The sequence below is a fragment of the Gordonia marina genome (assembly GCF_052036135.1).
Classification (GTDB): Bacteria; Actinomycetota; Actinomycetes; order Mycobacteriales; family Mycobacteriaceae; genus Gordonia.
On the sequence record NZ_JBPSDN010000024.1, the window covers coordinates 1 to 23,875 of the forward strand.

Below are 23,875 nucleotides of genomic sequence, written 5' to 3' on the forward strand. Positions count from 1 at the left end.
CAACAATGACAGGCTCCACTCCAGCATCGGCACGGTCCCGCCCGCCGAGTTCGAGTCCGCCTACTACGCCGCCCTCAACCGAGAGCTGCACCCCGTATAGGAGCGGCAGAAAACCTGGGGTGATTCACTCGACGAACTTCCCGGCCCCGGCGAGATCCGAATCCGCAGCATCGGCGGCACCGTAGGCGCGGGCGCAGTCGGCATAGCGCGCGGTCGCGCCTCCGAGCGAGAACTCGGCGACCGCCGGGAACAGCATCGCATTGGAGAGCCCGTGACTGATGTGGAAATGCGCGCCGAGTGGGCGGCTCATGCCGTGTACCAACGCGACACTGGAGTTCGAGAAGGCGATTCCGGCCTGTGTCGACGCCAGCATCATGTGCTCGCGCGCTTCCGCATCGGAACCGTCCGCGTACGCGCGCCTCAAGTACCGGCCGATCGTGGCGATCGCGGCCAGCGCGAGCGCGTCGGAGAAGGAATTCGCCCGGGCACTCACGTACGCCTCGACGGCGTGCGTCAACGCGTCGATACCGGTGTCTGCGGTCAGCCGGGCGGGCATCGTCATGGTGAGCGTGTAGTCGATCACCGCGGCGATCGGCAGGAAGGCCAGGCCGGGGCAGAGCATCTTCTCGCCGGTCTGCGAATCGGTGACCACCGTGAAGCGTGTCGCTTCCGAACCGCTTCCCGCCGTCGTCGGAATCGCGACGATCGGCAGCAGCGGCTCGTCGGTCTGCGCCGGGGCCTTGAAGTCCCGGAGCGGACGCTCCGTAGTCGCCAGCAGCGCAACGGCTTTCGCGGTGTCGAGCGAACTGCCGCCACCGAATCCGATCACCCCGTCGCAACCACTCGCGCGCAAACGGGTGATCGCCGGGCCGAGCGATTCGGTGGTGGGATCAGGCACCACATCGTCGAAGACGGTGCAGTCGATGCCGGCCTCGGCGAGGAGTTCGACGACCCTCGCCACGGCGCCGGTCGAGGTCAGGAACGCATCGGTGACGATCAGCGGCCGACGGCATCCGGCATCGGTCAACACTGCGGGCAGCTCAGCGAGCGCGTTGGCACCGATCCGCAGGATTCGGGGCAGGGCGATGAGAGTGGGCATTCTGGCGGTTCCCTCGTGTCGTTGCTAAGGAGAAGTGCTCCGCCTGTCTGGGCGGTCGAATGTCACTCTTCCCGAGCCCACCGAGTGCCGACAACGCCCAATCGCCCACATGCTTGTGCAGTCGTGCACACCGGTGGGCATTCGGCCGCACCTACACGACGATGCCGTACTCCTTGATGTGGTGATAAAGGGTGCTCCGACTGATTCCCAGATAGTCGGCGGCGTGAGCCTTGTTTCCGTGACAGATTTCCATCGCTCTGATGAGGACGTCGCAGCTGGCCTGCTGCCAAGGGGTCATCGCCTTCGTTGTCGCCTTCGAACGCAGCTCCGGAGGCAGGTCGGCGACGTCGATAAGGGTGCCGCGCAAGGCCGCCAATGATCGTGTGACAGAAGCCAATTGCCGATGATTTCCGGGCCACGAGTATGACTCGAGGATCCGCGTCGCCTGCGGAGTGAATCGGTACCGCACTCCAGGCCCGGCCAACTCGTTGAGCGTCGAAACGATCTCCGAGCGGCATTCTCGGAGCGCCGGAAGATTCTGCCTGTGGTCGAACAAATCCAGGATTCGATTGAGCGGACCGTTCTCCGCCCCCGGTTTCTCGCTGGTCGCCACGATCTGCGCCCCCATCGAGAGCAACCGCTCTACGTCGGCCAACGCCTGCGCCGACAATTGATCGAGGTCGTCGATCGCGATCAGATCCCGGCCACCGGCGCGAACGAGACTCCGAAGCTTCTCGTCGACTCTCGCCGGATCGTGAAGACGACCATCGACGCGGCAGTGCCGCCGCGCCCCGACCGCACTCTTCAGCGCTGTCGACCGGCCGCTACCGCCCTCGCCGACGATCGCCGCCGACGCCGCCGACTCCTGGAACTCGTCGAACCACTGCTGCACCGGAGACCACCCGCGCAGCAGCTCCGCCGAGCGCGGCACGAACGGCCGCTGCCGCGCCTGTATCCGTACAAGCACGCCGTCCGTGCCCGAAATGGCTTCCAGCTTCACTGCGGCCGAGCCGCCGTTGGCGAGTTCGACGTCGGTGCTGGTCCGTCCTCGAAGACCCGCAGCCAGATCCCGGAGCATGGTGATATCGGATGACGTGAGCACCCTCGCCGCCGCAGCACTCTGGAGCACCGCCGACGACGACACGGCGACCACGATCGCGGCGGGGTGGGTTGCCGCGTCTTCGAAAGCACCGATCACCGCTTTCGTACGGCTTCCTGCGCTTTCCCGAATACTGCGCTCGATCTCCATGATCGCCGTGTCGATGAATGGACGCATCAGCGCGGACTCGGAACCGGCCTCGGTCATCACGTCCAGCACGCCGATCAGTCGGCTCGTCAGCGGATTGAAGATCGGCCGCCCGTAGCAGCTGTACTCGTGAAGGCCCTCGACATAGTGCTGACGCCCCTTCACGAAGAAGGGGCGGCGGGTCTCGAACGGGGTCGCGAGAGCGTTGGTCCCGGTGGTGTCTTCGCGCCAGATGGCACCGGGCCGAGCACCGATCCGCTCGACCACGGCATCGATCTCGGAACACCCGTTGACAGTCGTCAGCATCTCTGCCTGGTCGCCGACCAGCATCACGGACAGCCGTTCGCCGGCGATCTCACCGCGGATCCGCTTCAAGACGGGCTTGGCCGACCGGAACAACCGGCTCTCGACGTCGATGCCCGACCTGACCGGCGGGTCCATCGGCTTGGCGGGATCGAGTCCAGCCAGCTGAGAGCGCTGCCACGACGCCTTGAGCACACCATCGGCAGGCTCCGGCCTCGTCCGCGACGAATCAGACCTGTCACTCATTCTCGAACCTCCTGCCGATTCGCTTGTCACAGCGATCCGGCGAACCGAGCCTCAACCCCGGGCATCTGTGCCGGCAATCACAAGATAGGTCACCAGCGTAGGCCCTCACACCGGACTCCGGAGAGCTTGACCAGCGTGTAGCGATCCCGAACAGATGCCTGTGACCTGGGTCGCAACAATGAGATCTGTCGACTTCAGCGGCCCGGTGTCGACTTCCCCGGGCCTCGCGGCATCCGCCCGACACCCATCCCTTTTCGGTGCCGATCGGCACCAGCAACAGGAGGAATCCGATGACCTCGACCCTCAGTCCGGCCCCAGCGGTCGGGTTCGATGTCGCTGCGAAGCAGTTCAAGCAACTGATCGGCGGTGACCTGATCGACGGCGCCGCCACCGTCCCGGTCCTCGATCCCGGTTCGGGCGAGCACGTCGCGTCCGCACCCGTCGCCTCGCTGGCGCAGCTGGATCTGGCCGTCGCCGCAGCCGGGAGTGCACAGCCGGCGTGGGAAGCGCTGGGGTACGCCGAGCGCGGCCGCTACCTGCACGCCGTCGCCGATGTCCTCAACGAACACCACGAAGCACTCGCGCAGTTGACGACCCTGGAGCAGGGCAAGCCGATCACGCAAGCGCGGGACGACGTGTCGTGGTCGATCGACTTCACCCGCTACTACGCCGACTACCGGCTCGATCCGGAAGTGCTTCGAGACGACGAGAGCGGGTACGTCGAGTTGCGCCGCCGGCCCGTCGGCGTCGTCGGCGCGATCACTCCGTGGAACTTCCCGTTGTTCCAGGCGGTCTACAAACTCGCACCCGCACTGATCGTCGGCAACACGATGGTTCTCAAACCATCGCCCACCACTCCGCTCGCGACCATGTACTTCGCGGAACTCATCAAGGACGTGCTGCCCGGCGGCGTGTTCAACGTCATCGGTGACGGCGGCGATCTCGGTCCGCTGCTCACCGCTCACGCCGGCGTGAACAAGGTCTCTTTCACCGGCTCGACGGTCACCGGGCGGTACGTCATGGCCGCGTGCGCGCCGACCTTGAAGCGCGTCACACTCGAACTGGGCGGCAACGATCCCGCCATCGTCCTCGAGGACGCTGACATCGAGAAGACCGCTGAAGGACTCTGCACCTGGGCGTTCGCAAACGCCGGTCAGGTGTGTGTGTCGATCAAACGCATCTATGCGCCGGCGGCGATCTACGACGACCTGATCGACGCGATGGTCAAGCGCACCGCCGAACTCACCGTCGGCCACGGTCTGGATCCCGCGAGCGACGTGGGTCCGCTGCAGAACAAGGTCCAATTCGAGAAGGCCCGCGAGGCGCTCGCCATCGCTGCCGAGCACGGCACCGTGGTGATCGGCGGCCACGCGCTCGACCGACCCGGTTACTTCATCGAGCCCACCCTGGTCAGGGACATCGTCGAAGACAATCCGCTCATCTGCGAGGAGACGTTCGCACCGATCCGCTCGGTGATCGCCTACGACGACCTCGACGATGCGATCCGCCGCGCGAACAACTCCGAGTACGGACTCGGCGCCTCGGTGTGGGCCACCGATATCGAGCAGGCCACGGAGGTGGCGGGCCGCTTGGACTCAGGCACGACGTGGATCAACCATCACTTTCAGCTGACCCCGGACGTCCCGTTCGGCGGCGTGAAGCAGTCCGGCCTCGGCGCCGAGTTCGGCCGGATGGGCGTCGAGGAGTTCACCGACGTCCACGTCGTGAACATCAAGCACCTCTGACAGCGCCCGACTGTCACCTCCCCATCATTCGTCCCGCGAATCAGAAGCGGGCGACTACCAGAAGGAACTCAGATGAAGACACAAGCAGCAGTCGTGATCGAGCCGGGCAAGCCGATCGAGATCGAAGAACTCACTCTCGACAAGCCGGGACCCAACGAGGTGCTGATCCAGTATCTCTACGGCGGTCTCTGCCATTCGGACGTACACATCTCCATCGGCGACACCATCGCACGGCTGCCGATGGTACTCGGACACGAGGGGGCCGGCATCATTCAGGAAGTCGGTCCCGGTGTCACTCGAGTCAAGCCGGGCGATCACGTGATCTGCTCGTTCACCCCGACGTGCGGACGCTGCAAGTACTGCGCGACCGGCCGTCAGTCCGTCTGTGACATGAACGCGGCCATGCTCGAAGGTCACCTCGAAGGCCCGCGTTGGCCGATCAGCGGCCCGCGCGGGCAGTACGGCGCCATGTGCACGCTGGGCACCTTCAGCCAGTACAACGTCATCAACCAGTACTCGGTCGTCAAAGTCGACGACGACATCCCGCTGGACAAGGCCGTGCTCGTCGGCTGCGGGGTGCCCACCGGCTGGGGGTCGGCGGTCTACGCAGCCGAGACCAAGCCGGGCGACATCGTCGCGATCTTCGGCATCGGCGGCATCGGCATCAACGCCGTGCAGGGCGCCAAGCACGCGGGGGCCGAGCACATCATCGCCATCGATCCACTCGAGAACAAGCGTGCCAAGGCGGCCGAGCTCGGAGCGACGGCAACTTTCGCCGGCGCCGCCGAGGCGAAGGCCTACATCGACGATCTGACCAACGGTCAGGGAGCGGACGCCGCGATCATCACCACCGACCTGATCACGGACACGCAGGTCAGCGACGGATTCTCGATGATCGGCCGGTGCGGGATCCTGGTTCTGACCGCCCTCAACCGGATCGACGAGATCACGGTGAAACTCCCGAGCACCGAGATGAGCTACTTCCGCAAGACGGTCAAGGGCTCACTGTTCGGTGACTGCAATCCCACGACCGACATTCCCAAACTCGTGCGGATGTATGTCGACGGAAAGCTCAAGCTCGATGAGCTGATCACCAAGGAGTACAGCCTCGACCAGGTGAACGAGGGCTACGCCGACCTGCTGGCGGGCAAGAACATCCGCGGAATCATCAAGCACCAGCACTGAACCGATCACCGAACCCTCGCCGAGCCCACGGCAGCAGTGTGCCTGAAGGGAACACTGCTGCCGCGGGGCTGGGCGCTATGCCCAACCCGCCAACCACATAGAACGGATACACCAATGACGCTCACGGTGAGCGAGTTCGTCGGCGCCGCGGCCGGCGGCGCCCTGGGGGCCGCGTTAGGCGCACTCGCGGGATTCGCCCTGATGGGCACGATCGTGATCGGCGTAACACTGATCGCGGTGGCGCTGCCCGATACGGATCTCGTCACGGGGCTGGCCTTCGGCCCGGTATTCGGCCCCCACGTACTGTTCGCCGCGGGTGCCGCCGCCGCAGCCTACGCCGCACATCGCCGCACACTCGAGTCCGGACGCGATATCGCGACACCGCTGATCGGCCTCCACGACACCCGGATTCTCTGGGTCGGCGCACTGTTCGGTGTTCTCGGGCAGTTGCTCGCCCGCGTCTTCGCCGAGATCCCACCGCTGCACACGTCGACCGGAGCCGAAGTATCGACCATCGATGCAATCGCTCTGAGCGTGGTGGTCACCGGTCTGGCCAGCGGCCTGCTCTGGGGCCGAAATCCCTTCGCCGAACGGCTGCCGTGGCTCCCGTGGCAACACAGCGCCGGCGCGGTACTCACTCTCGGAGCCGCCGGTGGCGCGATCGCCGGCTCGGTCTTCCTCGCCTGGCCGCAGGACAGCCGCGCACTGTCCGGGCTGTTCCTCTATGGCGTGTCAGCGCTCTCGCTGCTCGTTCTCGTCTTCGGCACAGCGGCACCGGTGACCCATCACATCGTTCTCCCAGCCGCGATCGGCGCTCGAGCCGCCGCATCGTGGAACTTCCCCAGCAGCGTCGTCCTCCTGGTCGCCGTCATCTCTGGCATAGCCGCCTCCCTCATCGCCGAGGCCTGGGCCCGCCTCGTGCTGGAACGGAGCCGGGTGCACCTGGATCCGCCAGCCGCCGCGATCGCCATCATGTCCACCGTGCTCGCGGTCGTCCAAGTAGTAGGCAGTTGAAATGGCGACTAGACCACTGCACACGGGCATCGCGTCCGATGATCTGATGATTCTCCTTGCGATCACGCAGACGAGAACGATCTCCGCTGCGGCGGAGCGGCTCGGAGTCGATCACTCCACGGTGAGCCGGCATGTGCGGCGCATGGAGAAGCGGATCGGCAGACGGCTCTTCGATCGGACACCTGCCGGGTGGGATCTGACCGACGTCGGTCAGGCGCTCTATCCCGTCGCCGAGCAGCTTCAGCACGCTCTAGAAGATGCGGACCGCGTGGTCGAATGTGGATCCCGGCACGACGTGGCGGGGGCCGTCCGGCTTCTCACCCCCGAGGCGTTCGGCACCTACCTCGCCCCGCGTGCCCTGGCGAGGCCGCTGGCCAAGCACCACGCACTCCGGATCGAGCTGCTCACCACCACCCGGCACCTCGACCTGGGAAGCGGGGAATACGACGTCGCAGTCTCGGTGGAGCCGCCGCCGACTCGGGCGGTGGCGTCGCGGCGCCTCTGCACGTATTCCCTGGGCCTGTTCGCGTCGTCCGGCTACCTCTGCGATCACGCACCCATCACCCAGGTGTCCGATCTGCGCGATCACCGGCTCGTCTACTACCTCGACAGCCACCTCGACATCGCCACGCTCCGTGTCCTCGACGAGCTGGTACCCGGGACGCGGCCGACCGTGCAGTCCAACAGCGTCAGCGCACAGATTCAGGCGGTTCTCAGCGGAATCGGGATCGGCCTGCTGCCGAGCTATGTGGCCCATCGCCATCCCGGCCTCGTTCCGGTCCTCCCGGCCGAGGTCGAGATCGCTCAGCAGTACTGGCTCGTCATACCGATAGCGGTGCAGCACGCCGCGCGCATCGGCGCAGTGACGGCAGCGCTGGTCGATCACGTCGTGCAAGCCCTCCGGCCACCATCGAGGTCTCTCGACACGCTCCTCCCGACTCTCTCCGAATCACGAAAGAAGGCCACACATTGTCCCCCTACGAAACTCTGAATCTCACGATCGACGACGGCGTCGCACTGGCGACCCTCGATCGCCCGGAGGCGTTGAATGCACTGAACTCGACGATGATGACCGAGTTCGCCGACGCACTCGGCCGCGTCCGAGAGGCCCGCGCCCACGTGCTCGTGCTCACCGGCCGCGGACGGGCCTTCGCGGCCGGCGCCGACATCGCCGAAATGCGCGACCAGGACTTCGGATCGATGAACGACACCGAGCATCTGGCGATGTGGGAACAACTCGCCGAACTCCCGATTCCGACGATCGGCGCGATCAACGGTTTCGCACTGGGCGGTGGCTGTGAAATCGCCATGATGTGCGACATCTTGATCGCCGCGGAAAACGCTTCCTTCGGGCAACCCGAGATCGCCCTCGGCATCATCCCCGGGATCGGGGGAACCCAGCGCCTCACCCGGGCCACGGGCAAAGCCATCGCGATGGACCTGATCCTCACCGGCCGAAGGATCCGGGCCGACGAGGCTCACCGGATCGGCCTCGTCAGCCGTGTGGTTCCCGACGATGCGGTCCTGGACGAGGCCATGTCCGTGGCCCGGCAACTCACGGGGTTTTCGGCGCGCGCGCTGCGTGCGGCGAAGGAGTGTGTCCTCCGAGCCGAGCAGAGCTCGCTCCGGGAGGGGCTGCTGTTCGAGAGGCGGTGGTTCCATTCGCTGTTCGCATTCGACGATCAGACTGAGGGAATGTCCGCCTTCCTGGAGAAGCGGCCAGCGAGGTTCACCGATGCCTGACCGGCCCGCATTCCACTCCGCGCCGTTCTCAGACGACCGCTACCGGGCGGCAACGGCGGCCGCCGCAGATCCCGCCGCGTTCTGGATGAACGCGGCACGCAACACCACCTGGACCGACGCACCGACCGTGGCCTGGGCGGACAACTCCAGCGGCCTTGCGGACTGGTTCCCCAACGGGACGCTGAACACGTCGTTCAACACTCTCGACCGGCACGTCGGCGCCGGTCTCGGCGACAGCCGGGCGCTCATCTACGTCTCACCGGTGACCGGAACCGAGCGCGTCTATTCCTACCGTGAACTGCTCGATGAGGTTCGGCGCGCGGCTGGCGCCCTCGCCGGGCTCGGCGTCGAGCGCGGGGACACCGTTCTCCTCTATCTCCCGATGATCCCGGAGGCTGCGATCACCATGCTCGCGTGCGCACGTCTGGGTGCCGTCCACGCGGTCGTATTCGGTGGTTTCGGCTCTGCGGAACTCGCCGCCCGGATCGACGATGCGCAGCCGAAAGTCATCCTGACGGCGACCGGCGGTCTCGAACCCGGGCACGTGGTTTCCTATCTTCCCTTGCTCGACGCGGCACTCGATGAGGCCGCGACCACCGTCGAACACATCGTCGTTGTCGAGAGACCAGCGGTGCCGGCTCCGGCCGGGCGCCGGGCGATGCCCAACGAGCACGACTGGTCGACCATCGTGACCGCTGCGGCCCCCGCGGACTGCGTCACCGTGCACTCCGCCGATCCGCTTTACATCCTCTACACCTCCGGTACCACCGGACCTCCCAAAGGGATCGTGCGCGACAACGGCGGTCACGCCGTCGCCCTGCAGTGGTCCATGCAGAGTGTGTATGGAATCGGCCCCGGCGACGTGGTGTTCGCCGCGAGCGACCTCGGATGGGTCGTCGGCCACTCGTACATCGTGTACGCCCCGTTGTTGCGCGGCGCGACCACCGTTCTGTTCGAAGGGAAGCCGGTCGGTACTCCGGACGCCGGAGCGTTCTGGGACGTGATCGGGCGCTACGGGGTGAACGTACTCCTGACGGCCCCCACCGCGATCCGAGCCATCCGCCGCGAAGATCCTCTCGCCGCACAGCTCGCCCGCCGTGATCTGCGATTGTTGCGCGGGATCTTTCTGGCCGGCGAGCGGCTGGACCCGGACACGCAGCAGTGGCTCAGCGAAGTCCAGCCGGCTCCGGTCATCAACAACTGGTGGCAGACCGAGACCGGGTGGCCCACAGTTTCGAACTTCTTGGGCCTCAGCTACTTCCCACCGAAACCCGGTTCGTCGACCAAACCTGTTCCGGGATTCACCGTCGACGTCTTGGACCCGGACGGCAGCCTCGTCCCACCCGGACACGAAGGCGCGATCTGCCTCCGGCTGCCGCTTCCGCCCGGATGCCTGATCGGGGTCTGGGGCGACGACCGGCGTGCGCGGAAGTCCTACCTGGACTTCCATGCCGGCTACTACGCCTCCGGTGACAGCGGCTACCTCGACGAGGACGGCTACCTCTACGTGCTCGGCCGCGCGGATGACGTGATGAATGTCGCCGGTCACCGGATGTCATCGGGCCAGATCGAGACCGCGCTTGCCGAGCATCCCGGGGTCTCCGAATGCGCGGTCGTCGGCGTTCACGATGACCTCAAAGGCCAGCGCCCCTATGCGATCGTCGTGCCGGAGATCGACCATCTGGACCGCGTCGACGAGCTGCGGGCCGAACTTCAAGCACTCGTGCGCCAGCGCGTCGGACCGATCGCGTCTCTCGGCGGCGTAGAAGTGGTCGAGACACTGCCTAAGACCAGGTCGGGCAAGATCGTCCGGCGCTGTCTTCGCCAGATACTCGACGGCGAATCACCCGACGTCCCGCCGACCATCGAAAACGCCGTTGTTGTCGAAGACCTGGTTCGCACCCTGTCGCCGGTCGAGCGAAACACCGCTCGAGGCTAGCTACCGACCAACCCGCAGCTCCGCACCGCATACGACCGCACGCACAGACACAGATAAGGATTCACATTCCATGGCAACCTTCCATGCACTGACCGCAGTACTCAACGACCCGGCGATCGATGCCGTAGTCGAACAACGTGACCACGCCGATCTGGCGCCCGGCGAGGTGCGGATCCGAACTCGCTATTCGAGCGTCAACTTCAAGGATGCACTCGCATTCACACCGCGCGGCGGAGTCGTCCGCAAGTACCCGATCGTTCCGGGGATCGATGCCGTCGGCACCGTTGCAGAGAGCACATCCGATCAGTTCCGTATCGGAGATCAAGTGATCGCACATGGATACGACATCGGAACGGCCCGGGACGGCGGCTACGCAGAGGAAGTGGTCGTGCCTGCCTGCTGGACCATCAAACTCGACGAGACGCTCAGCATGCGGGAGGCAGCAGCCATCGGCACCGCCGGATTCACCGCAGCGATGAGCGTCGCTGCGATCATCGACTGGGGCATCACTCCTGACTCCGGACCGATAGTCGTTACCGGGGCCACGGGAGGGGTCGGCTCGGCGAGCATCGATCTGCTTTCGGCTAAGGGCTACGAGGTGGTCGCATCGTCCGGAAAGCCGGAAGCAGAACAGCACCTCCGTGACCTCGGCGCCTCCGAAGTGATCGGTCGGCTGCCCCTGGACCCGGACACCAAGCCGCGGCCGCTCGGCCGCTCGCGCTGGGCCGCCGCCGTCGACTGCGTCGGCGGCGCGCCCCTCGCCGATGTCCTCAGCACGATGAACTACGGGAGCGTCGTCACCGCCAGCGGGCTGACCGGCGGCAGCGTCCTCAACACCACCGTCATGCCGTTCATCCTCCGAGGGGTCGGTCTGCTCGGCATCGACTCGGTCCAAATGCCGATCGAGGCTCGCCGACGGCTCTGGCATCGCATTGCAACCGAACTCAAGCCCCGCAACCTGGACCGGATCGGTGTCGATCGCACGGTCGGCGACATCGTCGACGTCGTCGATTCACTCCGTCGAGGTGACTTCACCGGACGCGCGGTGATCGACACGACTGTCGGCTGGTGATCGGTGACCGTCCTCGGTCAGCACGTCTCGAGCCGGCGAATTCACGTACAACGGCTCCCCACTCACGAAGTGGACGATGAGGAGGAGGCCATCCGCTTCCAGTTCTTCCCGAACGGGAATCTCGTCCTCAGCCATCGCATCGCTACGCAGGATCTGTGTGACGATCTGGTGGTCGCACTCCTCGGAAATCTGATCGATCGCGGGGTGCTGGCAGGTCAGCATGATTTCGAAGACGCCGCGGTACGACTCATCGAGTCGGTCGGTACGTCAATCGACGAATCCTGGAACTTCTTCTACGACAACACCATCGAATCCCTCGAGGATGGCACCGCCGAGTTCGCCCCGATCCATCGGAGAGCTCGCGAACTGGTGCGTGGAGATTCCGTCCTCGACGTCGGCAGTTGTTTCGGGTTCTTCGCGTTGACACTCGCACGGAGCGGTCGAACGGTCGCTGCATGCGACATCTCGCCAGGGGCAGTGCGGCTGCTTCGCCGCGCTGCCGACCGCCTCGGACTCGGCATAGACGCCCGCCCCGGCGATGCCACAGACCTACCTTACCCGGACGACGCCTTCGACACCGTGACGCTCATCCACCTGCTGGAGCACCTCGATGCCGAAGCCGCCGACGCGGCGCTTCGAGAAGCGCTTCGAGTCGCCAGGCGCCGGGTCGTCATTGCTGTTCCATTCGAAGTTACTCCAACCGAACATTTCGGTCATCGCACGACGATCACGGAGGGAACCGTCCGGGAGTGGGCCGAAGGATTCCCTGAACAGGAGGCACGCTGCTTCACCGAGCACGGCGGCTGGCTGGTCCTGGATCATCACGCTCCCCAGCCGACCTAGCGCGTGTCTGGACCCGAAAGGAAGTCGATGGCGGACAACCACCCGCCCACTACCGCTGGCCGGCACCGCAGCCGGGAGACGGATCCACTGATCGTCACCGTCGCGAGACGGTGGGCGCCGTTCGGAGCAGTACCGGGTGAAGAGATCCTCGTGACCTTCGGCATCAGTGAACAGGTCTTCTACGAGCGGCTACGGTCCTACCTCAAGGATGACAGCGCGACAGCTCACATTCCTGATGACGAGCGGAAGATCCTGCAGCGGCTCCCACTCCGGCCCGTACCTCCGCGGAGGTCTATTCGCCGATAGCCGACAGTTGGCCGCTACGACTCCTCGGCCGCCAGCTGACCGCACGCGGCGGCGATCTCCTGGCCGCGGGTGTCGCGCACCGTGCACGACACGCCCTGCGCCTTCACGCGCCGCACGAACTCGCGCTCGACGTCCTTCGGGCTCGCATCCCACTCCGATCCGGGCGTCGGGTTCAGCGGGATCAGGTTGACGTGCACCATCGAGCCGAGCGCCTTGTGCAGCTTCTTGCCGAGGAGATCGGCGCGCCACGGCTGGTCGTTCACGTCGCGGATCAGCGCGTATTCGATGGAGACGCGCCGTCCGGTGGTGTCGGCGTAGTAGCGCGCGGCGTCGAGGACCTCCTGCACCGACCACCGGTTGTTGACCGGGACCAGGGTGTTGCGGAGTTCGTCGTCCGGGGTGTGCAGCGAGACGGCGAGCGTCACCGGGATGCCCTCGTCGGCCAGCCGCCGGATCGCCGGGGCCAGGCCCACGGTCGACACGGTGACCGAGCGGGCCGAGATGCCGAGCCCCTCCGGTTCGGGCGAGGTGATCTTGCGGACCGCGTCGACCACGCGCTTGTAGTTGGCGAGCGGCTCCCCCATCCCCATGAACACGATGTTGCTCAGCCGCCCGGGTTCGCCGACGTCACCGTCACGCAGGGCCCGCGCGGCGGCCCGGACCTGGTCGACGATCTCCGCCGTCGACAGGTTCCGGTTCAGGCCGCCCTGACCGGTGGCGCAGAACGGGCAGGCCATACCGCAGCCGGCCTGCGACGAGATGCAGAGCGTGTTGCGATCCGGGTACCGCATCAGCACCGACTCGAGGAGGGTGCCGTCGTGCAGGCGCCAGAGGGTCTTGCGGGTGGTGCCGTCGTCGCAGGCGATGTGCCGGACCGGGGTCATCAACGGCGGGAAGAGGGCGGCGGCGACGTCGTCGCGTACCCCCGCGGGCAGGTCGCTCATCTCGGCGACGTCGGCGTTCAGCCGGCCGTAGTACTGCTTCGCGAGCTGGTTGGCGCGGAACTTGGGCAGGCCCAGCTCTTGCACCGCCGCGACGCGCCCGGCCTCGTCGAGATCGGCGAAGTGCCGCGGCGGCTTGCCGCGGGCGGGCGCGGTGAAGACGAGAGGAAGGCTGGACACGACATCCATTGTGTCATGTAACGATGGACTGATGACCACCCGAGAACCCGGCGACGACGCCCACCCCGACCTCCCCGCCTCCGCCATGCCCGCCGATCCGCCGCCGGCCGCGGATCCCGACGACCTCTCGGCCCGCGAGCGCCGCGCACTCACCAAGGCCGAACACGAGGTCCGCAAGGTGGCGCACACCCGTTCGCGGGCCACCTACGCCGGCTGGTTCCTCGGCCTCCTCGCGGCGATTCTGCTGCTGGTGTTCATCCTGGAGAACCAGGCGAACCTGGAGATCAACCTGATCTTCGGCAAGGTGGACCTGCCGGTCGGCGTCGCACTGCTGATCGCGGCGATCCTCGGCGCCGTCGTGACGCTCGCGATCAGTTTCGCCCGCATCATGGAGCTGCGGCGCGCCCTGAAGAAGGTCGACCAGGCGCGCAAGGCCGCCGAAGACGGCCGCTGACACCGGTTCGGAGCTACCCCTCGGGGCAGGGCAGTCCGCTGCCGTCCGTCCCGTGCCCGCGATCGGTCGGAGCGTCGAGCATCAGCGCCCCGGTGCCCCCGACCAGCACCGTGAACATCACCGCGCACACGGCGGTGACGGGTATCCACGGGTGGCGCGCCGCCCGGATCGCGGCGACGAAGGCGACCACGAACGCGACCAGCGCACCGAGTGCGAGGCCCACGGCGACACCGCCGTAGGGCTGCGCGTCGGGCAGCGGCGGCAGCGTCCAGGCCCCGCCGTACAGGTCCGCACAGTGCCGGAGGACGTCGGCGTTCCACGCGTCCTGGCTGTGGAACAGCAGGTACAGGGTCAGCATCGCCGCGGCGACGAGCACGACGCCCGCCACGAACCACGGCAGCGGTCTGCGCACAGCGCCGCGCCTATAGCAGCGCTGTCAGGATTCCCCAGGTCACCAGGGCACCCGGAAGCAGCGAGTCGATGCGGTCCATGATGCCGCCGTGGCCGGGCAGCAGCGTGCCCATGTCCTTGATGCCGAGGTCGCGTTTGATCTGCGACTCGATCAGATCACCGCAGGTGCCGACGATCACCAGCACGGGCCCCAGGATCAGGCCGATCCACCAGTGGGTGCCGAGCAGCCAGTGCACGCAGCAGACCGCGCCGACGGTGCTGAACAGCATCGAGCCGCCGAGCCCCTCCCACGACTTCTTCGGGCTGATCGCGGGCACCATCGCGTGCTTGCCGAACAGCACACCGGCGGTGTAGCCGCCGACATCGGAGCAGACCAGCACGATCAGGAAGGTGAAGACCCGGTAGCGGCCGTCGCTCTGCTGCACCATGTCGACGGCGAAGATCGCCATCAGCGGCAACCAGGCCAGGATCAGCAGCGACAGCGACACGTCGCGGGTGTACTCGTGCGGCGCCTCGGACAGCCCCTGCGCGAACAGCTTCCACGCCAGGATCACCAGCGCGGTGACGGCGAACGAGATCAGCGCCCCGCGCAGCCCCCACGGCCACGTGGTCCAGATGATCGCCTGGCCGCCGAGGAGCAGCGGGATCAGGGCGACGTGCCGGTCCCCCTCGCGCAGCCGCTTGGCGACCTCCCAGGTCGCGACGGCGATGGCCGCGGCGACGACGCCGAACCAGACGCGCGGCACGAAGGCCAGCACGACGATGAGGCAGGCGCCCAGCGCGACGCCCACCCCGATCGCGGCCGGCAGATTGCGGCCGGCCTTGGACGTCTTCGGCGGCGTGTCGGCGCTCATACCTCGAGCAGCTCGGCTTCTTTGTGCTTCACGACCTCGTCGATCTGATCGGTGTAGACGTGGGTGGTCTTGTCGAGTTCCTTCTCGGCGCGGACCACCTCGTCCTCGCCGGCCTCGCCGTCCTTCTGGATGCGCTTGAGCTCGTCGACGGCCTTGCGGCGGATGTTGCGGACGGCGATCTTGGCGTCCTCACCCTTGCCGCGGGCCTGCTTGCCGAGGTCGCGGCGGCGCTCCTCGGTGAGCTGCGGGATCGCGACGCGGATCACGTTGCCGTCGTTGGTCGGGTTGACGCCGAGGTCGGAGTTGCGGATCGCGGTCTCGACGTCGCCCATCAGGCTCTGCTCGTACGGCTTGATGACGATCAGCCGCGGCTCCGGAGCGTTGATGCTGGACACCTGGGTGATCGGGGTCAGCGCGCCGTAGTACTCGACCACGATCTTGTTGAACATCGCCGGGTTCGCGCGGCCGGTCCGGATGGAGGCCATGTCGTCACGCAGGTGGGTGACGGCCTTCTCCATCTTCTCCTCGGCGTCGAGCAGGGTTTCGTCGATCATCGTCGTCCTTAATCGGTGGGTGTGGCGGGTGCGGTGGAGACAGCTACGAGGAGACCAGCGTGCCGATGCTCTCCCCGGCCACCGCGCGGGCGATGTTCCCCTCTTCGAGAAGATTGAACACGAGGATAGGCATGTTGTTGTCCATGCACAGCGAGAACGCGGTCGCGTCGGCCACCTTGAGTTCCTTCTCCAGGACCTCGCGGTGGGTGATCTCGCGGAAGAGCTCGGCATCCGGGTTGGTGCGCGGGTCGTCGGAGTAGACGCCGTCGACGGCCTTGGCCATCAGGACGGCCTCGGCCTTGATCTCCAGCGCGCGCTGCGCGGCGGTGGTGTCGGTGGAGAAGTACGGCATGCCCATGCCGGCGCCGAAGATCACGACGCGGCCCTTCTCCAGGTGGCGGACGGCCCGTAGCGGCAGGTACGGCTCGGCCACCTGGCCCATGGTGATGGCGGTCTGGACACGCGTGTCGATCCCGCGCTTCTCCAGGAAGTCTTGCAGCGCAAGACAGTTCATCACGGTACCGAGCATGCCCATGTAGTCCGAGCGGGACCGGTCCAGGCCGCGCTGCTGCAGTTCGGCACCGCGGAAGAAGTTGCCGCCGCCGATCACGATGCCCACCTGGACTCCGCTGGCGACCACCTCGGCGATCTGATCGGCGACGGTGCCGAGCACGTCGGGATCCAGGCCCACCGACCCACCGCCGAACATCTCCCCACCCAGCTTGAGCAGCACCCTGCTGAAGCCTTCACGCTGCGGTCGTGCCTGCGAGTCGGTCATCGTTTCCCTTCGCTCGTCGCGCCGTCGGACCGGAACCGATCGCGGCCAAACTCTCCTGATCATAGTGGTGACCGGCCGGTGGAAACACTTCGGCCCCACCCCTCGACGCCGCTCGGGGAGCGGCGCCGGATGATCAGGGGCGGGGCCGAAGGTCAGGCGGCGATCAGGCCTGGCCGACCTCGAAACGGGTGAAGGCGACGACGGTGGCGCCGGCCTCGTCCAGGATCTGCTTCACGGTCTTCTTGGAGTCGGTCACCGACGGCTGGTCCACCAGGACGACGTCCTTGTAGAAGCCGTTGACGCGACCCTCGACGATCTTGGGCAGCGCCTGCTCCGGCTTGCCCTCGGCCTTGGCGGTCTCCTCGGCGATACGACGCTCGTCGGCGACGACGTCGGCGGGCACGTCGTCCCGCGAGGCGTACTTGGCCTTGAGCGCGGCGACCTGCATGGCGGCGCCACGTGCGGCCTCGGCCGCGGCATCGCTCTCACCGGTGTACGAGACCAGCACGCCGACGCTCGGCGGCAGGTCCGACGCCCGCTTGTGCAGGTAGACCGCGACCGGGCCGTCGTACGACGCGACGCGGCGCAGGACCAGCTTCTCGCCGATCTTGGCCGAGAGGGCCTCGACGGCCGAGGCGACGGTGCCGTCGCCCAGCGGGGCGGCCAGCAGCGCGTCGACGTCGTTGGTGCGCAGCGCCACGGCGGCACCGAGCACGTCGTCGGCCAGCTTCTGGAACTCGTCGTTCTTGGCGACGAAGTCGGTCTCGGCGTTCAGCTCGATCAGCACGCCGTCACGAGCGGCGACCAGGCCCTCGGCGGTGGCGCGCTCGGCGCGCTTGCCGACGTCCTTGGCGCCCTTGATGCGGAGTTCCTCGACGGCCTTGTCGAAGTCACCGTCGTTGTTGGCCAGGGCGTTCTTGCAGTCGAGCATGCCCGACCCGGTCAGTTCGCGCAGACGCTTGACGTCTGCCGCGGTGTAGTTCGCCATGTGTGGCGACTCCCTTCGGAAAGAAGTGGTGTGGGTGACGTGATCAGCCTAAAGCCCGCGAACGGACCCGGCAGGATCACTCAGCGGCGGGCGCCTCGACGACGACGGTCTCTTCGACGACGACCTCCGGGGTGGCCAGCAGATCCTGCTCCCACTCGGCGAGCGGCTCGGCACCGGCGGCCTCCGGCTTGGCGTCGCCGCCGGCCTGGCCGGCGCGAGCCTGCACGCCCTCGGCGACGGCGGTCGCGATGACGCGGGTCAGCAGCGCGGTGCTGCGGATGGCGTCGTCGTTCGCCGGGATCGGGTAGTCGACCAGGTCGGGATCGCAGTTGGTGTCCAGGATCGCGATGACCGGGATGTTCAGCTTGCGGGCCTCGCCGACGGCGATGTGCTCCTTGTTGGTGTCGACGACCCACATGGCCGAGGGCACCTTGGCCATGTCGCGGATACCGCCGAGGGTGCGCTCCAGCTTGTTCTTCTCACGCGTCAGCATGAGGATTTCCTTCTTGGTGCGACCCTCGAAGCCACCGGTCTGCTCCATCGACTCCAGCTCCTTCATGCGCTGGAGACGCTTGTGCACGGTGTTGAAGTTGGTGAGCATGCCGCCCAGCCAGCGCTGGTTGACGTAGGGCATGCCGACGCGGGTCGCCTCCGCGGCGATCGATTCCTGCGCCTGCTTCTTGGTGCCGACGAAGAGGACGGTGCCGCCGTGGGCGACGGTCTCCTTGACGAACTCGTAGGCGCGATCGATGTAGGTCAGCGTCTGCTGCAGGTCGATGATGTAGATGCCGTTGCGGTCGGTGAAGATGAATCGCTTCATCTTCGGGTTCCAGCGACGGGTCTGGTGTCCGAAGTGGGCGCCGCTGTCGAGCAGCTGCCGCATGGTCACGACTGCCATGGGTATTCCTTTGTGTCGGTTTCACCGGTCGCCACCGCGGCGCCGGCCCTGGCGTCCGCCGCCGGAGCAGCCCGGAAGTCCCGGGACCGGTGCTCCGATCGTGGTGTCCGGCCGCAGGGACCGGACGCGCGGACGCGCGAAGTCACCCCGTCCCTGACCGGGACGAGATGCAGTCGTCGATCCTACGCCCCGACACGCCGCGTACACAAAAGGGATCCGGAACCGGCCCTCGCGCGTCTAACCGATATGAGAACGACGACGCCTCGCGCGCTGGTCCTGCTGTGGCTGGCCGTCCTGCTGTGTCCGCCGGGCGCCGCCGCGCGTCCCGCCTACGACTGGCCGCTCGTGCCGCGCCCACCCGTCACTCGCGGGTTCGATCCTCCGGCCCAGCGCTGGCTCAGCGGCCATCGCGGCGTCGATCTGGCCGCCGCGCCGGATGCGGCGGTCCTGTCGGCCGGGGCGGGTGTGGTCCGGTTCGCCGGGACGGTGGCGGGCCGGCCGACCGTCTCGGTGCTCCACCCGGACGGTATCGCCACGACCTACGAGCCGGTGCGGCCGATCGTGCGCGCCGGGGACCGGGTCGGCCGCGGTCAGGTCCTCGGCTATCTGAACGCCGGGCACCCGGGCTGCGCCGCCGCCGCGTGCCTGCACTGGGGCGCGCGCCGCGGCAGCGGGCCGTCGGAGCGCTATCTCAACCCGCTCGCCCTGGTCGGCGCGGTCCGGGTTCGGCTGAAACCGCTGGTCCCGGCGTGACCAGTGCCTCGCTCAGCGCGGCGCGGTGCCGGTCGCCATCGGCAGGTCCGGATCGGCCGTCCACGCGATCAGCGAGCCGTCGTACACGCCGACCTCGTCGGCACCCGCCTGGGCGAGGGCCAGCGCCACCCCGGTCGCCGCGATCCCGGCACCGCGGTAGGTCACCACCGTCCGCCCGGCGTCGAGCAGACCGGCCGCCGCCAGCTCGGAGCGGAGTTCGGCGGCCGGACGCAGCCGGCCCGTCTCCGGATCGAGGAGCCGCGCGGCCGGGAAGTTGCTGCTGCCCGGGATGTGTCCGGGCCGCGCGTACGTCGCCGTCTCGCCGCGGTGATCTTCCTCGCCGAGCACGTTGACCAGGATCGTGTCCTCGCCGTCGAGCGCGGCGGCGACCTGTTCGGTCGAGCGGACCAGCCCGGGACGGCGCACACCGGTGAAGACGCGCGGCTCCGGCACCGACGGAGCGCCGGTGACCGCGCCGCCCGCCGCCTTCCACGCGGGCAGTCCACCGTCGAGGACGGCGACGTGGTCGAAACCCTCGAGCCGCAGCTGCCACCAGAACCGGGTCGCCCAGAACGGCCAGTGCTGGCTGTAGACGACGACCCGGGCACCCTCTCCGATGCCCAGCGCGCCGGCCGCGGCGGCGAAGCGGTCGTGATCGGCCGCGGTCCACGGCGCATCACTGGCCGGATCGGCGAAATCGGCGAGCAGGTCGGCGAACAGCGCTCCCGGGATGTGTTCGGCGCGATAGGTGGCCGCCCCCGATTCGATGGCGAACCGACCGTCGTCCGGAACGGAGAGATGCGACGTCGCGTCGATGACCACCAATCCGGGTTCGCCGAGGTGCCCGGCGAGCCATTCGGGGTCGACGAGTGGAGTCGGCAGCGCGTCGGTCATGGGTACTCCCGGGGGTGCGTTCGGTGATGTGGTTCACCGTACGGCGTCACGCGCGCGGATGTGCCTGGTCGTGCACGGCCCGCAGTCGCTCCACGCTGACATTCGTGTACAGCTGCGTCGTCGCCAGCGACGAGTGCCCGAGCAGCTCCTGCACCACGCGCAGATCCGCGCCGCCCTCCAGCAGGTGGGTGGCCGCGCTGTGCCGCAGTCCGTGCGGGCCGATCTCGGTCCCCTGCGCGGCCGTCGCCCGGTGCACGACGGTCCGCGCCATCCGCTGATCGAGGCGCCCGCCGCGCGCACCGAGCAACAGCGCCTCACCCGAGGCGGCGGTCGCCAGCGCGTGCCGGCCCCGGCGCCGCCAGTCGTCCAGGGCGGCGGCGGCCGGGGTGCCGTAGGGCACCGTGCGCTGCTTGTCGCCCTTGCCGATCACCCGCAGCACCCGGCGATCGTCGTCGACGTCGTCCAGGTCGAGCCCGCACAGTTCGCCGACACGGATGCCGGAGGAATAGAGGAGTTCGACGATCAGCCGGTCCCGCAGGGCGATCGGATCGTCCGTGTCGGCGCCGTCGGGGGCCGCCGTCGCGACCGCGTCGGCGGCCTGCTCCGGGGCGAGCACCGCGGGCAGCACCCGGTGCGCTTTCGGTGCCTGCAGGCGGATTGCGGGATCGTCGTCCACGATGCCCTCGCGCGCGGCCCAGGCGAAGAAGGTCTTGGCCGACGACACCTGCCGCGCCACCGTGGTGCGCGCGGCGCCGCGCCGGGTCTGCTCGGCGAGCCAGGCCCGCAGCAGCGCGAGGTCGATCCCGGTCAGCGGCACCCCGCGGGCGCCCGCGAACGAGATGAGCCCGCGCAGATCGGCGGTGTAGGCGCGGACGGTGTGCGCGCTGCGCGCCTTTTCCAGGCGCAGGTGATCGGCGAATTCGGAGAGCACCTCGGCCATGACCCGAGTCTACGGCGCCACCGATTCGCCCCCGCCGCATCCGCGGCGAGCCTTCTTACATAAAATTAAGTTAGTAATCCGAAATATCCCTTTCGACCACGATGGGAGCCCTGCGCCTCCGTGACCACCGCCCCTGCCGAACCGCATCCGCGGCTCGCCGTCGCCGTGCTCTGCGCGGCCGGCATCGTCGTCGCCCTGATGCAGACGATCATCGTGCCGCTGATCCCGCTGCTCCCCTCGCTGCTGTCGACTTCGGCGACCAATTCCTCCTGGACTCTCACCATCACGCTGCTGGTGGGCGCGGTGGTCACACCGATCTCCGGACGCCTGGGCGACATGTTCGGCAAGCGGACGGTGCTGGTCGCCAGCCTGATCGCGGTGGCCGTCGGCTCCGCGGTCTGCGCGCTGTCGACCGGCTTTCTGATATTCCTGCTCGGCCGCGGACTGCAGGGCCTCGGGATCGGCACCATCGCCGTCGGGATCTCACTGATGCGCGACATCGTGCCGCCTGAGCGGCTCGCCTCGTCGATCGGGGCGATGAGCGCCTCGCTCGGCGTCGGCGGCTCGCTCGGTCTGCCGTTCTCGGCCGCCATTGCCCAGCAGGTCAGCTGGCATGCCCTGTTCTGGACCAGTTCGGCCGTCGCTGTGGTCGCCGCGGCCGCGGTGGTCGCCACCGTCCCGGTGCGCGGGGTCGCGACCGGCGGCCGGTTCGACGCCCTCGGCGCGGTCGGGCTCACCGTGCTGCTCACCTGTCTTCTGCTGCCGGTGTCGAAGGGCGCCGAATGGGGATGGACCGCACCGATCACGCTGGTGATGTTCGCGGGGTTCGTCGTCTCGGCGCTGCTGTGGTGGCGCTGGGAGCAGCGCAGTCCCAATCCGCTGGTCGATCTGCGGCTGAACCTGCTGCTCCGGCCGGTGCTGCTGACCAACCTCGCGTCCATCGCCACCGGCTTCGCCTTCTACGCCATGCAGATGATCCCGATCCAGATCCTCATGGCCCCGTCCGCCGCCATGGACGCCGGCAGCCTCGGCGTGGGAATGACCATGCTGGTGGCCAGCCTTCTCCTGATGCCGGGAGGGCTGGTGATGTTCGCCTTCTCGTACGTGTCGGCGGCCATGACCGCCCGGTATGGCGCGCGGGTCTCCCTGGCCTCGGGCGTCGTGGTGATCGGTCTGGGCTACACGCTGCTGCTGACGATGATCGCCGGCCCCTGGCGCGCCGGGTGGGGATGGCTGCTCGCCATCAACATCCTGGTCGGCGCCGGCCTCGGCATCGCGTACTCGGCGATGCCGGCCCTGATCATGCAGTGGGTGCCGGTGTCCCACACCGGTGAGGCCAACGGTGTCAACGCGCTGATGCGGTCGGTCGGGACCTCGCTGGCGACCGCCGTGGTCGGCATGATCCTGGCGGCGTCGACCGTCGCCGTCGGCGCCGGATCGCGCGTCCAGCACGTACCGACCAGCGGCGCCTACGCCTGGGCCGCGGCGATCCCGCTCGCCGTCTGCGTGGTGTCCGCGCTGACCGCGCTCGCGATCCCGCGGCGCGCCCCGGTCGAGGAAGAGCAGATCGTCTGACCGGGCCTGCGCCTAGGCCTGCCCGGCCGCCCGCTGCTCGGCCTTCCACTGCCGGAAGCCCTCCTCGGTGCGGCCGCGCCGCCAGTAGCCGGAGATCGACGACGCCCGGCGCGCCCCGACGCCCCGCTCCTTGCGCACGTACGGGCGGAGGTTCTTCATCACCGCCTGCGCCTCGCCGTGGATGAAGACCTGCGGCTCGCCGTCCAGCCACTCCGCCGCCCGGACCGCCGCGATGACCGGCGCCCGGTCGCCGGCCAGATCCTCCCCGGCGGCGAAAGACGACGCGCCCCGGTGCACCCAGGTGATCTCGGCGCCGGCCGGGGCGATCAGCTCGATCTCGTCCTCCGGGCCGCCGACCTCGATGAACGCCTTGGCGATCGCATCGCCGGGCAGCGCCTCCAGGGCCGCGGCCAGCGCCGGAAGCCCGGCCTCGTCGGACACCAGCAGGTGCCAGGGCGCCTCGGGATCGGGCCGGTAGCCGCTGCCGGGGCCGCGGAAGACGACAGTCTCGCCGGGCTGGACCCGCGCCGCCCACGGTCCGGCGATGCCTTCCTCGCCGTGCACGACGAAGTCGACCGCCAATTCGCGGGTCACCGGGTCGTACCGGCGCACCGTGTAGGTGCGCAGCACCGGCTGCTGGTCGGACGCGAACTCGGCGGCGATGCGGTCGATGTCGAACGGCTCCGGATACTCCACGCCCGCCGGCGGAAACACGAACTTGACGTACATGTCGGTGTCCGGCCGTCCCTCGGCCGCTCCCGGCCCGGCCGGGGTGAAGCCGTCGAAACCGTCACCGCCCAGCCAGATCCGGATCATGTGGTCGGTCAGCCATTCGGTGCGCAGCACCGTCATCGTGTGGAAGCTCTTCGCCATTCCCCCACCGTACCGCCTGTCATTCCGGCTAGTGAGGTCAG

22 protein-coding genes and 1 pseudogene are annotated in these 23,875 nt (G+C 68.0%); 11 read left to right on the plus strand and 12 right to left on the minus strand.

What is annotated here, in order from left to right:
* Nucleotides 1-127 precede the first annotated feature (127 nt).
* Nucleotides 128-1,099 (minus strand): annotated as a pseudogene (locus tag ACSEEN_RS14860) (iron-containing alcohol dehydrogenase); the annotation flags it as partial.
* A gap of 151 nt (nt 1,100-1,250) precedes the next feature.
* Nucleotides 1,251-2,894: a helix-turn-helix domain-containing protein gene (locus tag ACSEEN_RS14865; protein ID WP_440713591.1), complete on the minus strand. Its 1,644-nt coding sequence runs from the start codon at nt 2,892-2,894 to the stop codon at nt 1,251-1,253.
* 290 nt (nt 2,895-3,184) lie between these two features.
* Here ACSEEN_RS14865 and ACSEEN_RS14870 point away from each other — a divergent pair, with 290 nt between their 5' ends.
* The 8 genes from ACSEEN_RS14870 (at nt 3,185) to mftM (ending at nt 12,435) form a co-directional block, all read left to right on the plus strand.
* Nucleotides 3,185-4,639 carry an aldehyde dehydrogenase family protein gene (locus tag ACSEEN_RS14870; RefSeq protein ID WP_440713592.1) on the plus strand — a complete coding sequence of 485 codons (1,455 nt, stop codon included), beginning with the start codon at nt 3,185-3,187 and terminating at the stop codon, nt 4,637-4,639.
* A gap of 72 nt (nt 4,640-4,711) precedes the next feature.
* Complete coding sequence (locus tag ACSEEN_RS14875) at nt 4,712-5,824, plus strand: NDMA-dependent alcohol dehydrogenase (RefSeq protein ID WP_440713593.1); 1,113 nt, start codon at nt 4,712-4,714, stop codon at nt 5,822-5,824.
* Between the two features lie 114 nt (nt 5,825-5,938).
* Nucleotides 5,939-6,838, plus strand: coding sequence for a DUF7973 family transport facilitator (locus ACSEEN_RS14880; RefSeq protein ID WP_502260916.1), 900 nt, complete (start codon nt 5,939-5,941; stop codon nt 6,836-6,838).
* Nucleotide 6,839: 1 nt separating this feature from the next.
* A complete protein-coding gene (locus ACSEEN_RS14885; protein WP_440713595.1) occupies nt 6,840-7,829 on the plus strand; it encodes a LysR family transcriptional regulator in 990 nt (329 codons plus the stop codon).
* Nucleotides 7,808-8,581: an enoyl-CoA hydratase-related protein gene (locus tag ACSEEN_RS14890; RefSeq protein WP_440713596.1), complete on the plus strand. Its 774-nt coding sequence runs from the start codon at nt 7,808-7,810 to the stop codon at nt 8,579-8,581. Before ACSEEN_RS14885 ends, ACSEEN_RS14890 begins: the two co-directional genes overlap by 22 nt.
* Nucleotides 8,574-10,520 (plus strand): AMP-binding protein, encoded by a 1,947-nt coding sequence (locus tag ACSEEN_RS14895; RefSeq protein WP_440713597.1) that lies wholly within the window; start codon nt 8,574-8,576, stop codon nt 10,518-10,520. Before ACSEEN_RS14890 ends, ACSEEN_RS14895 begins: the two co-directional genes overlap by 8 nt.
* 70 nt (nt 10,521-10,590) lie before the next feature.
* Nucleotides 10,591-11,592: an acrylyl-CoA reductase family protein gene (locus ACSEEN_RS14900; RefSeq protein WP_440713598.1), complete on the plus strand. Its 1,002-nt coding sequence runs from the start codon at nt 10,591-10,593 to the stop codon at nt 11,590-11,592.
* Nucleotides 11,593-11,595: 3 nt separating this feature from the next.
* Entirely contained in the window at nt 11,596-12,435 is an 840-nt protein-coding gene (gene mftM, locus ACSEEN_RS14905) for a mycofactocin oligosaccharide methyltransferase MftM (RefSeq protein WP_440713599.1), read from the plus strand.
* Nucleotides 12,436-12,755: 320 nt separating this feature from the next.
* On the opposite strand, the gene rlmN is transcribed toward mftM, so the two are convergent.
* Nucleotides 12,756-13,862 (minus strand): dual-specificity RNA methyltransferase RlmN, encoded by a 1,107-nt coding sequence (gene rlmN / locus ACSEEN_RS14910; protein WP_298441751.1) that lies wholly within the window; start codon nt 13,860-13,862, stop codon nt 12,756-12,758.
* Nucleotides 13,863-13,893: 31 nt separating this feature from the next.
* On the opposite strand from rlmN, the gene ACSEEN_RS14915 reads away from it, so the two are divergent.
* On the plus strand, nt 13,894-14,316 hold the full coding sequence (locus ACSEEN_RS14915; protein ID WP_440713600.1) for a LapA family protein: 423 nt from the start codon (nt 13,894-13,896) through the stop codon (nt 14,314-14,316).
* Between the two features lie 13 nt (nt 14,317-14,329).
* Here ACSEEN_RS14915 and ACSEEN_RS14920 read toward each other — a convergent pair whose 3' ends face one another.
* The 6 genes from ACSEEN_RS14920 to rpsB all read right to left on the minus strand — a co-directional run bounded on the left by ACSEEN_RS14920 (nt 14,330) and on the right by rpsB (nt 18,799).
* The gene (locus ACSEEN_RS14920; protein ID WP_440713601.1) at nt 14,330-14,728 is read right to left on the minus strand and encodes a hypothetical protein; all 399 of its coding nucleotides are present in this window, start codon (nt 14,726-14,728) and stop codon (nt 14,330-14,332) included.
* 10 nt (nt 14,729-14,738) lie between these two features.
* Nucleotides 14,739-15,581 carry a phosphatidate cytidylyltransferase gene (locus tag ACSEEN_RS14925; RefSeq protein ID WP_440713602.1) on the minus strand — a complete coding sequence of 281 codons (843 nt, stop codon included), beginning with the start codon at nt 15,579-15,581 and terminating at the stop codon, nt 14,739-14,741.
* Entirely contained in the window at nt 15,578-16,135 is a 558-nt protein-coding gene (gene frr / locus ACSEEN_RS14930) for a ribosome recycling factor (RefSeq protein ID WP_247867524.1), read from the minus strand. The genes ACSEEN_RS14925 and frr overlap by 4 nt, the downstream gene beginning before the upstream one ends.
* Before the next feature lie 43 nt (nt 16,136-16,178).
* Nucleotides 16,179-16,913, minus strand: coding sequence for a UMP kinase (pyrH, locus tag ACSEEN_RS14935; protein ID WP_298441760.1), 735 nt, complete (start codon nt 16,911-16,913; stop codon nt 16,179-16,181).
* A gap of 163 nt (nt 16,914-17,076) precedes the next feature.
* Entirely contained in the window at nt 17,077-17,901 is an 825-nt protein-coding gene (gene tsf / locus ACSEEN_RS14940) for a translation elongation factor Ts (RefSeq protein WP_247867522.1), read from the minus strand.
* A 76-nt stretch (nt 17,902-17,977) separates the two neighbouring features.
* Complete coding sequence (gene rpsB, locus ACSEEN_RS14945; protein ID WP_247867521.1) at nt 17,978-18,799, minus strand: 30S ribosomal protein S2; 822 nt, start codon at nt 18,797-18,799, stop codon at nt 17,978-17,980.
* A 246-nt stretch (nt 18,800-19,045) separates the two neighbouring features.
* Here rpsB and ACSEEN_RS14950 point away from each other — a divergent pair, with 246 nt between their 5' ends.
* Nucleotides 19,046-19,552 (plus strand): M23 family metallopeptidase, encoded by a 507-nt coding sequence (locus ACSEEN_RS14950; protein WP_247867520.1) that lies wholly within the window; start codon nt 19,046-19,048, stop codon nt 19,550-19,552.
* A gap of 12 nt (nt 19,553-19,564) precedes the next feature.
* On the opposite strand, the gene ACSEEN_RS14955 is transcribed toward ACSEEN_RS14950, so the two are convergent.
* A complete protein-coding gene (locus tag ACSEEN_RS14955; protein ID WP_440713603.1) occupies nt 19,565-20,446 on the minus strand; it encodes a sulfurtransferase in 882 nt (293 codons plus the stop codon).
* Between the two features lie 46 nt (nt 20,447-20,492).
* Entirely contained in the window at nt 20,493-21,386 is an 894-nt protein-coding gene (locus ACSEEN_RS14960; RefSeq protein WP_440713604.1) for a tyrosine recombinase XerC, read from the minus strand.
* Nucleotides 21,387-21,506: 120 nt separating this feature from the next.
* Between ACSEEN_RS14960 and ACSEEN_RS14965 the strand changes: the two genes are divergently transcribed.
* On the plus strand, nt 21,507-22,961 hold the full coding sequence (locus tag ACSEEN_RS14965) for an MFS transporter (RefSeq protein ID WP_440713605.1): 1,455 nt from the start codon (nt 21,507-21,509) through the stop codon (nt 22,959-22,961).
* Nucleotides 22,962-22,973: 12 nt separating this feature from the next.
* Here the strand turns inward: ACSEEN_RS14965 and ACSEEN_RS14970 are convergent, their stop codons facing one another.
* Entirely contained in the window at nt 22,974-23,834 is an 861-nt protein-coding gene (locus ACSEEN_RS14970; protein ID WP_247867516.1) for a siderophore-interacting protein, read from the minus strand.
* Nucleotides 23,835-23,875: the final 41 nt, after the last annotated feature.

Coding starts and splice junctions, on each gene's coding strand:
- ACSEEN_RS14865 (WP_440713591.1), bottom strand. CDS start 2,894: ATGAGTGACAGGTCTGATTCGTCGCGGACGAGGCCGGAGCCTGCCGAT.
- ACSEEN_RS14955 (WP_440713603.1), bottom strand. CDS start 20,446: ATGACCGACGCGCTGCCGACTCCACTCGTCGACCCCGAATGGCTCGCC.
- ACSEEN_RS14925 (WP_440713602.1), bottom strand. CDS start 15,581: ATGAGCGCCGACACGCCGCCGAAGACGTCCAAGGCCGGCCGCAATCTG.
- ACSEEN_RS14880 (WP_502260916.1), top strand. CDS start 5,939: ATGACGCTCACGGTGAGCGAGTTCGTCGGCGCCGCGGCCGGCGGCGCC.
- ACSEEN_RS14950 (WP_247867520.1), top strand. CDS start 19,046: ATGAGAACGACGACGCCTCGCGCGCTGGTCCTGCTGTGGCTGGCCGTC.
- rpsB (WP_247867521.1), bottom strand. CDS start 18,799: ATGGCAGTCGTGACCATGCGGCAGCTGCTCGACAGCGGCGCCCACTTC.
- ACSEEN_RS14900 (WP_440713598.1), top strand. CDS start 10,591: ATGGCAACCTTCCATGCACTGACCGCAGTACTCAACGACCCGGCGATC.
- ACSEEN_RS14970 (WP_247867516.1), bottom strand. CDS start 23,834: ATGGCGAAGAGCTTCCACACGATGACGGTGCTGCGCACCGAATGGCTG.
- ACSEEN_RS14915 (WP_440713600.1), top strand. CDS start 13,894: ATGACCACCCGAGAACCCGGCGACGACGCCCACCCCGACCTCCCCGCC.
- ACSEEN_RS14960 (WP_440713604.1), bottom strand. CDS start 21,386: ATGGCCGAGGTGCTCTCCGAATTCGCCGATCACCTGCGCCTGGAAAAG.
- frr (WP_247867524.1), bottom strand. CDS start 16,135: ATGATCGACGAAACCCTGCTCGACGCCGAGGAGAAGATGGAGAAGGCC.
- ACSEEN_RS14885 (WP_440713595.1), top strand. CDS start 6,840: ATGGCGACTAGACCACTGCACACGGGCATCGCGTCCGATGATCTGATG.
- ACSEEN_RS14870 (WP_440713592.1), top strand. CDS start 3,185: ATGACCTCGACCCTCAGTCCGGCCCCAGCGGTCGGGTTCGATGTCGCT.
- ACSEEN_RS14895 (WP_440713597.1), top strand. CDS start 8,574: ATGCCTGACCGGCCCGCATTCCACTCCGCGCCGTTCTCAGACGACCGC.
- ACSEEN_RS14875 (WP_440713593.1), top strand. CDS start 4,712: ATGAAGACACAAGCAGCAGTCGTGATCGAGCCGGGCAAGCCGATCGAG.
- pyrH (WP_298441760.1), bottom strand. CDS start 16,913: ATGACCGACTCGCAGGCACGACCGCAGCGTGAAGGCTTCAGCAGGGTG.
- tsf (WP_247867522.1), bottom strand. CDS start 17,901: ATGGCGAACTACACCGCGGCAGACGTCAAGCGTCTGCGCGAACTGACC.